General features: G+C 35.8%; 11 protein-coding genes. 6 read left to right on the forward strand and 5 right to left on the reverse strand.

All coding sequences use genetic code 11. The annotated features are described in order from the left end of the window. From N9Y32_06775 to N9Y32_06790, 4 genes are all read left to right on the forward strand, one after another. Positions 1-241, forward strand: a 241-nt coding sequence (locus tag N9Y32_06775; GenBank protein ID MDB2590712.1) for a rhodanese-like domain-containing protein, incomplete at its 5' end; no start/stop codon positions are given. 38 nt (positions 242-279) lie between these two features. Continuing rightward, entirely contained in the window at positions 280-939 is a 660-nt protein-coding gene (locus N9Y32_06780; protein ID MDB2590713.1) for a rhodanese-like domain-containing protein, read from the forward strand. Positions 940-966: 27 nt separating this feature from the next. After that, positions 967-1,485 (forward strand): sel1 repeat family protein, encoded by a 519-nt coding sequence (locus N9Y32_06785; GenBank protein ID MDB2590714.1) that lies wholly within the window; start codon positions 967-969, stop codon positions 1,483-1,485. Between the two features lie 22 nt (positions 1,486-1,507). Next, the gene (locus N9Y32_06790; GenBank protein MDB2590715.1) at positions 1,508-2,374 is read left to right on the forward strand and encodes an alpha/beta hydrolase family protein; all 867 of its coding nucleotides are present in this window, start codon (positions 1,508-1,510) and stop codon (positions 2,372-2,374) included. Positions 2,375-2,388: 14 nt separating this feature from the next. Here the strand turns inward: N9Y32_06790 and N9Y32_06795 are convergent, their stop codons facing one another. Beyond that, on the reverse strand, positions 2,389-3,354 hold the full coding sequence (locus N9Y32_06795; GenBank protein MDB2590716.1) for a HupE/UreJ family protein: 966 nt from the start codon (positions 3,352-3,354) through the stop codon (positions 2,389-2,391). Then, entirely contained in the window at positions 3,341-3,499 is a 159-nt protein-coding gene (locus tag N9Y32_06800; GenBank protein ID MDB2590717.1) for a hypothetical protein, read from the reverse strand. The genes N9Y32_06795 and N9Y32_06800 overlap by 14 nt, the downstream gene beginning before the upstream one ends. On the opposite strand from N9Y32_06800, the gene N9Y32_06805 reads away from it, so the two are divergent. Then, a complete protein-coding gene (locus N9Y32_06805; protein ID MDB2590718.1) occupies positions 3,485-4,273 on the forward strand; it encodes a DUF4198 domain-containing protein in 789 nt (262 codons plus the stop codon). The genes N9Y32_06800 and N9Y32_06805 overlap by 15 nt on opposite strands. Positions 4,274-4,280: 7 nt before the next feature. Here N9Y32_06805 and N9Y32_06810 read toward each other — a convergent pair whose 3' ends face one another. Genes N9Y32_06810 through N9Y32_06820 form a run of 3 tightly spaced genes read right to left on the reverse strand, consistent with a single transcriptional unit; the run spans position 4,281 to position 6,008 of the window. Next, on the reverse strand, positions 4,281-5,069 hold the full coding sequence (locus tag N9Y32_06810; GenBank protein ID MDB2590719.1) for a ferritin-like domain-containing protein: 789 nt from the start codon (positions 5,067-5,069) through the stop codon (positions 4,281-4,283). Then, the gene (locus tag N9Y32_06815; protein MDB2590720.1) at positions 5,056-5,580 is read right to left on the reverse strand and encodes a pseudouridine synthase; all 525 of its coding nucleotides are present in this window, start codon (positions 5,578-5,580) and stop codon (positions 5,056-5,058) included. Before N9Y32_06815 ends, N9Y32_06810 begins: the two co-directional genes overlap by 14 nt. Further along, complete coding sequence (locus tag N9Y32_06820) at positions 5,580-6,008, reverse strand: type II toxin-antitoxin system RatA family toxin (GenBank protein MDB2590721.1); 429 nt, start codon at positions 6,006-6,008, stop codon at positions 5,580-5,582. Before N9Y32_06820 ends, N9Y32_06815 begins: the two co-directional genes overlap by 1 nt. Between N9Y32_06820 and smpB the strand changes: the two genes are divergently transcribed. Then, the coding region (gene smpB / locus N9Y32_06825) for an SsrA-binding protein SmpB (protein ID MDB2590722.1) at positions 6,007-6,416 on the forward strand (410 nt) is incomplete at its 3' end. The two genes, N9Y32_06820 and smpB, sit on opposite strands and share 2 nt — an antisense overlap.

Genomic DNA, 6,416 nt, shown 5'->3' on the forward strand with positions numbered 1-6,416 from the left:
AGCTAAAGATCCAATGGCTGTTGTAGAAATCTTAACCAACAAATTTGGTGTTAAAGATATGGATGGCGTATTAAACTACGACAATGCTAAGACTTTATACCAGTTCTGTAATGGTTCATGGTGTGGTCAGTCTCCAGCGTCAATCAATGCATTATTAACAATGGGTTACCCTGAGAACAAGATTAAGTACTACCGTGGTGGTATGAATGCTTGGAAATCATTAGGTTTAACTACTAAGTAATTAATGTATAAAAGCACTCTTTCGAGAGTGCTTTTTTAATGATTGCTGCTGCATCTATGTTTACATTAGGTGTTCAGGCAAGCTTTTTAGGCGCTGATCATAACTGGAATAACGGCTCTTCTGCAGTTAAGAAAGCCGGTAAGCCAGTAGGTATAACTAAAGGTGTCATGAAAGTTGCGGGTATTTCACGTAATGCTGACAATGCCAATATGGTTGATCCAGCATTTGCAAAGACTTCACGTCCTTGTCCGCCATTTTGTATCCAACCAACGCATCCGTTTGCTCCAGCTGCTGTTGAAACAATCTCAGAGTTAGATATTATCAATGTAGCTCAGTTAGTTTCTTTTGGTGATTCTAGCGTTATGCTTGTTGATGCACGTACACCAGGTTGGGTTAAGAAAGGCACAATTCCAGGTGCAGTAAATGTACCTTTTACTACGCTTAACTCTAAGGCATTAGCTAAAGATCCAATGGCTGTTGTAGAAATCTTAACCAGCAAATTTGGTGTTAAAGATATGGATGGTGTATTAAACTTTGATAATGCTAAGACTTTATACCAGTTCTGTAATGGTGCATGGTGTGGCCAGTCTCCAGCGTCAATCAGAGCACTATTAACAATGGGTTACCCTCAAAGTAAAATCAAATACTACCGCGGTGGTATGAATGATTGGAAACTTTTGGGCTTAACAGTTAAGTAATTGTTAACCACTTGTTTAAAAAAAGGGATGTTAATAGCGTCCCTTTTTTTTGCCTTAACTACTTCTTTCGCGCAAGCCGAAACAAGATTTGATCGATGGTATCAAATTGGATACGATTATTCGCAAAAAGGTCGAAATGACGATGCCTTTGAATGGATGATGCGTGCCGCTAATGGCGGACATGGTGCTGCGCAAAACAACATTGGACTAAGCTATTTACATGCGCTTGGTACAGAAAAAGACGATAAGAAAGCTTTTGAATGGTTTAAGAAATCAGCTGAACAGGGCGTATCTTATGCTCAAAGTGAATTAGCTATGATGTATTATGATGGCAAGGGTGTTGAGCAAGATACTCAGCTAGCAGAAAATTGGTGGTTGATTGCATCAGAGCAGGACGATGAGTATGCACAATATAACCTAGCCTCTTTAATGTTGGAGAAAGGCGATATAAAGCAAGCTTATTATTGGTTTACACGATCTTCTAAAAATAACCATCCAGATGCACAGGTTGCATTGGATTTACTCAGTGAAAAATATGTGGAATAGAATTATCATAATAGTAACATTAATGTTTTCATTAAATGCTTTTGCATTTTTACCAGGCTTGGGTAGCTTCCCTCAATTCCCAGAGTTGCCTAAAATTAAAAACTTTGATCCTAGTTCACTTCAAAAGTTTTACAATCAATTTACCAATCAAAAGCCAAATATTGAGCGTGAAAATCGTATGATCTCTGAAATTGAAGAGGCGGTTATGGATGGTGATGTTGAGTATTTGCCTATTTCTAATGATCAAGAAGTGTTTAGTATTTTCATGGAATCAGATTCTGAAAAGCCAAAAGGCGGTATTATTTTATTGCACTCTCGTGGTTTTCATGCCAATTGGGAAAGTGTGATTAAGCCACTTAGGGTTGGACTTAATGAAAAACAATGGCACACATTGTCTGTGCAAATGCCAGTGCTGGAAAAATCGGCCACATATTATGACTATGTGCCAATTTTCCCATATTCACATGAGCGTATCGATGCAGCTGTTAATTTTTATAAACAGCGCGGCATTGATAATATCATCCTGATTTCTCATGGCTGTGGCGCACACATGGCAATGAGTTATTTTGATAAATTTAGTGATGATAAGATTAGTGCATTTGTGGGTATTGGTATGGGAGCAACAGATTATCAGCAAAAAACAATTAAGCGTTTTCCACTTGATGTTATGCTTAAACCAGTGCTTGACATATACGGCGAAAAAGATTTCCCAGGTGTGGTTCGATTATCAAGCTCAAGAAAAGCATTAATGGATATTTCAGATAATCAACAAAATGCACAGATTGTTATTAAGAAAGCTGATCATTACTTCACTGAAACCGGTACTGCGCAAGATCTGATTGATTCAGTGGATACTTGGTTAAAAAAACTTTCTAAAGCGACTAAGTAGCCCGATTTATATTACTAAATAGCGATAATGATGCGTTCATAAAACCAATATAAGCCAATACTTGCAATAATAATTGAAGCAGGAGCGACTATTCGGGATCGATACCAAGGTTTATCTTTAAACCAATATCCAATAAACACATAAGCCAGAAGAATGATAAACAATTGCCCTAACTCTACGCCAATATTAAAACTTATCAAGCTGCTTAAAAATTGAGACCTTTCTAGTCCAATATCATTTAAAACACTTGCAAATCCTAATCCATGTAATAGTCCAAAACAAAATACCACCAATAAGCGCCATTTGCTAATATTTTGTTTGAGTAAATTTTCAAGTGCGATATAAACAATCGATAAAGCGATTAAAGCCTCAATCCACAAAATAGGTAGCACGATAATGCCATATATTGAAAGACCTAAAGTGATAGTATGGGCTAATGTAAAAGCACTTACTTGATAAAATAAAGGTTTTATTTGAGTGCTAAACAAGAACAAGCCCAATATAAATAATATATGGTCTAAACCTCTAGGTAGGATGTGTAAAAAACCAAGCCATAGATAATTTAATAAGCTGTTAGTAACATGTTGCTCTTGCAAAACTATCGTATCTGTTTGCTCGCCATTAGTCAGCCAAAGACTCGCAATAGATTTCTCGTTTTGACTAAGTTTAAAAACATTATCACCATATTTTTCGGGATATTGCCAAGTAATATACTTGGTGTTTTGCGGGAGCTTTCCTGAGAAAGTAATTATGCTATTTCTTGATAGGCGGATATCATCAATTGGCGGCACTTGAATATTGTTAAAATTAAGAGAGAGACTCTTATTGTCAGCTTTAAGATTTAAAGTCTTTTGGTAGTTAGCTGAAAATTTATTAAATTTTTGCTGGATCGTTTCAGCTGAACTTTTTCTAAGATTGTTGTAAATAGCAGATTGCGGTGAATTGTCGGTATCGGTATGTTTGGCGTCAATGTCTGCCATTAACGCCTCTACATAATGTTAGAATAAATTCGTTGTTTTCTTGGATAGTAAGATTAACAACACCAGGCTTCATTTCATGAGCCTGTGAAGCTGAAAAACACCCAAAAGACAATAAAATTAGGAGCCAGTAATGAAAATATCTCATAAAATTATTTTAGCCTTTTATATTTTTTACCAGCCTGTCTTGGCGCATGATTTTTGGTTAACTGCAAATAATTTTAATCCAATAATTGACAATAAAATAACTATTTCTGCTCAAGTTGGAGAAAATTTTGTAGGCGAAACACTGCCAAGAATTAACAATTGGTTTGTTAGGTTTGAGCAACTTCAAGGTCAAAGCGCGACTCCAATTCAAGGAGAATTAGGAGATGATCCAATAGGCAGTATTATCATTAAGGAAAATACATCATCAACAGTGATATATCAAAGTACTTTTGATTATCTAACGCTATCGGCTGAGAAGTTTAATCAATATCTGGATAAAATGCATTTAAAGCATATCAAAGATCAGCGCCGGATTGAAAAAATGGACCAAAGTGAAGGTCGAGAATTTTATGCGCGTTATGCTAAGCTACTTATCAAGCCAAAAAATACTAATGCTGATGCCGGTATTTATAAAAAAACTGGGCTTGAGTTAGATATTGTGCCTGTAAATTCTCCTTGGGAAAATGAGACAATTAGTTTTTTAGTTTATTTTCAAGGTAAGCCTTTAAAAGATATTGTGGTTAGAGCCTATTCACAAGATAATCCTCTTGATTTAGTTGAGCAAAAAACTGATGATAAAGGTCATGTGGCACTTAGGCTAAGTGCCAACAATAGATGGATGGTTAACGCACTGCATATGGTTAAAGCTAGAGGTGAGCGCAGGAAAATGGCAGATTGGGAAAGCTTATGGGCCTCTTTAGTGTTTGAAAAGTAGTTAATTATTAGAGTGCTTTAAGATAGTTGAGTTCATCTTGGTTAAAGTTAGCTAATTTTCTAGCTTCTAAATTAAAAGGTCCACGTAACTGTTCACCAATGTGTTTTTTAACAAATCCATCAAAAGTCTCTATAGGATCAAGTTGGCGAGTTTTGCATAGATAGTGGAACCAAAAATTACCAATTTTTACATGCCCAATTTCATCATTAAAAATAATATCTAGTAAACTCACCATTTTATCAAAATGAGCATCTTTAAAGCGTTTTTGAATTTTAGGCGTAGCATCTAGTCCTCTAGCTTCTAACACTCTTGGTACAAGAGCCATTCTAGCGAGTACATCATAATCGGTTTCATAAGTCATTTTCCATAAGCCATTATGGGCTTCAAAATCCCCATATTGGTAACCCAATTCAATCAAATGCTTATTAAGCAGCTGAAAATGCTTTGACTCTTCAAAAGCAACCTGAATCCAATCTTGGTAGAACTGATTTGGCATTTCCCTAAATCGATAAATAGCATCTAGCGCAAGATTAATGGCATTAAATTCAATATGACAAATTGCATGAATGGTTTTGATCATTCCAAGATCTGTTTTATTTCGCTGAGGAATAGATTGAAATCTAACCAGATTTGGTTTATCAGGTCTACCAGGAAACTCTACTGGTTTAATTGGATAGCTGGCTTGAAAATTGAGCCTCTGCGTATTTTTCAAAAGCTGAAGTTGATCAACTAATTTAATTTTTTCATTAATATCGCCACACATTAATGCTTTAAAACTATGCTCAAAGACGTTCATATTTCCCTTGATTGATATTAGCCAAGGTCCAGTCACCAATTTGAATACGAATTAGTCTAAGCGTTGGAAAGCCTACATATGCAGACATGCGCCTTACTTGACGATTCTTACCTTCACTAATTTTTAATTCAATCCATGAAGTAGGGATATCTTTTCTAAATCTAACGGGCGGATTCCTGTCCCAGATCCAGTTTGGTTCTTTGATAATTCTTGCTCTGGCAGGTTTGGTTAATCCATCCTTTAGCATGACACCAAGAATTAATTGTTCAATAGCAGTATCGGTAATTTGCCCATCTAGTTGAACTATATAGGTTTTTTCTTTATCAAATTTTGGATGTGAAATTTGGTGCTGTAGCTTGCCATCATCGGTAAGTAGCAGCAGACCTTCAGAATCTTTATCTAATCGACCTGCAGGATAGATGCCTTTAGTCTTAATATAATTAGCCAAGGTGTCACCTTCGCCACTAAATTGACACAACACGCCAAAAGGTTTGTTGAAGGCATAAAGCATTAATAAACAACCTTAGCTCTTGCAATAAAAGCTTCCAATTGGGAGTTAGCAATACTTGTAAAGATAGGGGCAATAGCCATGTCGACAATTTTTGAAGAAAAGCTAAAGGCTAGTGTTAGCTCTATTTTGCAAGCATTATCATTAAGTTGGGTAAATATCCAAGCACCACTTAGCTGCTTAAACATGCCTTCTTTTAAATTCATGTCAATGCGCTGATTAAGAGTTAGTGTATTAATGGTGGTAAAACTTTGATTAAATCCAGATTTATTAATCTCAACCGAGGCTGTAATTTGATCCTTAGTTTGCTTTAAAATGGAGGCATCTGAGCACCAGTTGAGAAATTTTGGATAATCATCAACTTGGTTGACCAATTGATACATTTGCTCAGCTGAATATGGCACAAGAGCACTTTTAGAGAGTTGATGCATGGCAAAATCCAAAAAACCTAAGGTTAGTTCAAATACGATTGTGCTCAATAAAAAAGCACGTCATGACTATTTTATCGAACAAACCTTAGAAGCTGGGGTTTCTTTAGAGGGTTGGGAGGTAAAAAGTCTAAGAGAAAACAAGGTTCAGATTAAAGAAAGCTATGTTATTTTAAAAAATAATGAAATGTTTCTATTTGGTGCGCATATTTCTGCATTGCAAAGTGCGTCAACTCATGTAAATACAGATCCAACAAGATCTAGAAAATTACTCCTTAATCGTATAGAAATTAACCGATTAAAAGAAAAAATTGAGCAGAAAGGCGCAACAGTTGTTCCTTTAAAAATGTATTGGAAGAAAGGCCGTGTTAAGCTAGAAATTGGCGTCGCTAAAGGAAAAAAAGACTATGA

The sequence above is a fragment of the Candidatus Thioglobus sp. genome, assembly GCA_028228555.1.
GTDB lineage: Bacteria > Pseudomonadota > Gammaproteobacteria > PS1 > Pseudothioglobaceae > Thioglobus_A.

What these genes read in the sequence shown, in the direction of transcription:
- N9Y32_06780 (MDB2590713.1), top strand. Translation starts at nt 280, where the DNA reads ATGATTGCTGCTGCATCTATGTTTACATTAGGTGTTCAGGCAAGCTTT.
- N9Y32_06800 (MDB2590717.1), bottom strand. Translation starts at nt 3,499, where the DNA reads ATGAGATATTTTCATTACTGGCTCCTAATTTTATTGTCTTTTGGGTGT.
- N9Y32_06815 (MDB2590720.1), bottom strand. Translation starts at nt 5,580, where the DNA reads ATGCTTTATGCCTTCAACAAACCTTTTGGCGTGTTGTGTCAATTTAGT.
- N9Y32_06795 (MDB2590716.1), bottom strand. Translation starts at nt 3,354, where the DNA reads ATGGCAGACATTGACGCCAAACATACCGATACCGACAATTCACCGCAA.
- N9Y32_06790 (MDB2590715.1), top strand. Translation starts at nt 1,508, where the DNA reads ATGTTTTCATTAAATGCTTTTGCATTTTTACCAGGCTTGGGTAGCTTC.
- N9Y32_06805 (MDB2590718.1), top strand. Translation starts at nt 3,485, where the DNA reads ATGAAAATATCTCATAAAATTATTTTAGCCTTTTATATTTTTTACCAG.
- N9Y32_06820 (MDB2590721.1), bottom strand. Translation starts at nt 6,008, where the DNA reads ATGCATCAACTCTCTAAAAGTGCTCTTGTGCCATATTCAGCTGAGCAA.
- N9Y32_06810 (MDB2590719.1), bottom strand. Translation starts at nt 5,069, where the DNA reads ATGAACGTCTTTGAGCATAGTTTTAAAGCATTAATGTGTGGCGATATT.
- N9Y32_06785 (MDB2590714.1), top strand. Translation starts at nt 967, where the DNA reads ATGTTAATAGCGTCCCTTTTTTTTGCCTTAACTACTTCTTTCGCGCAA.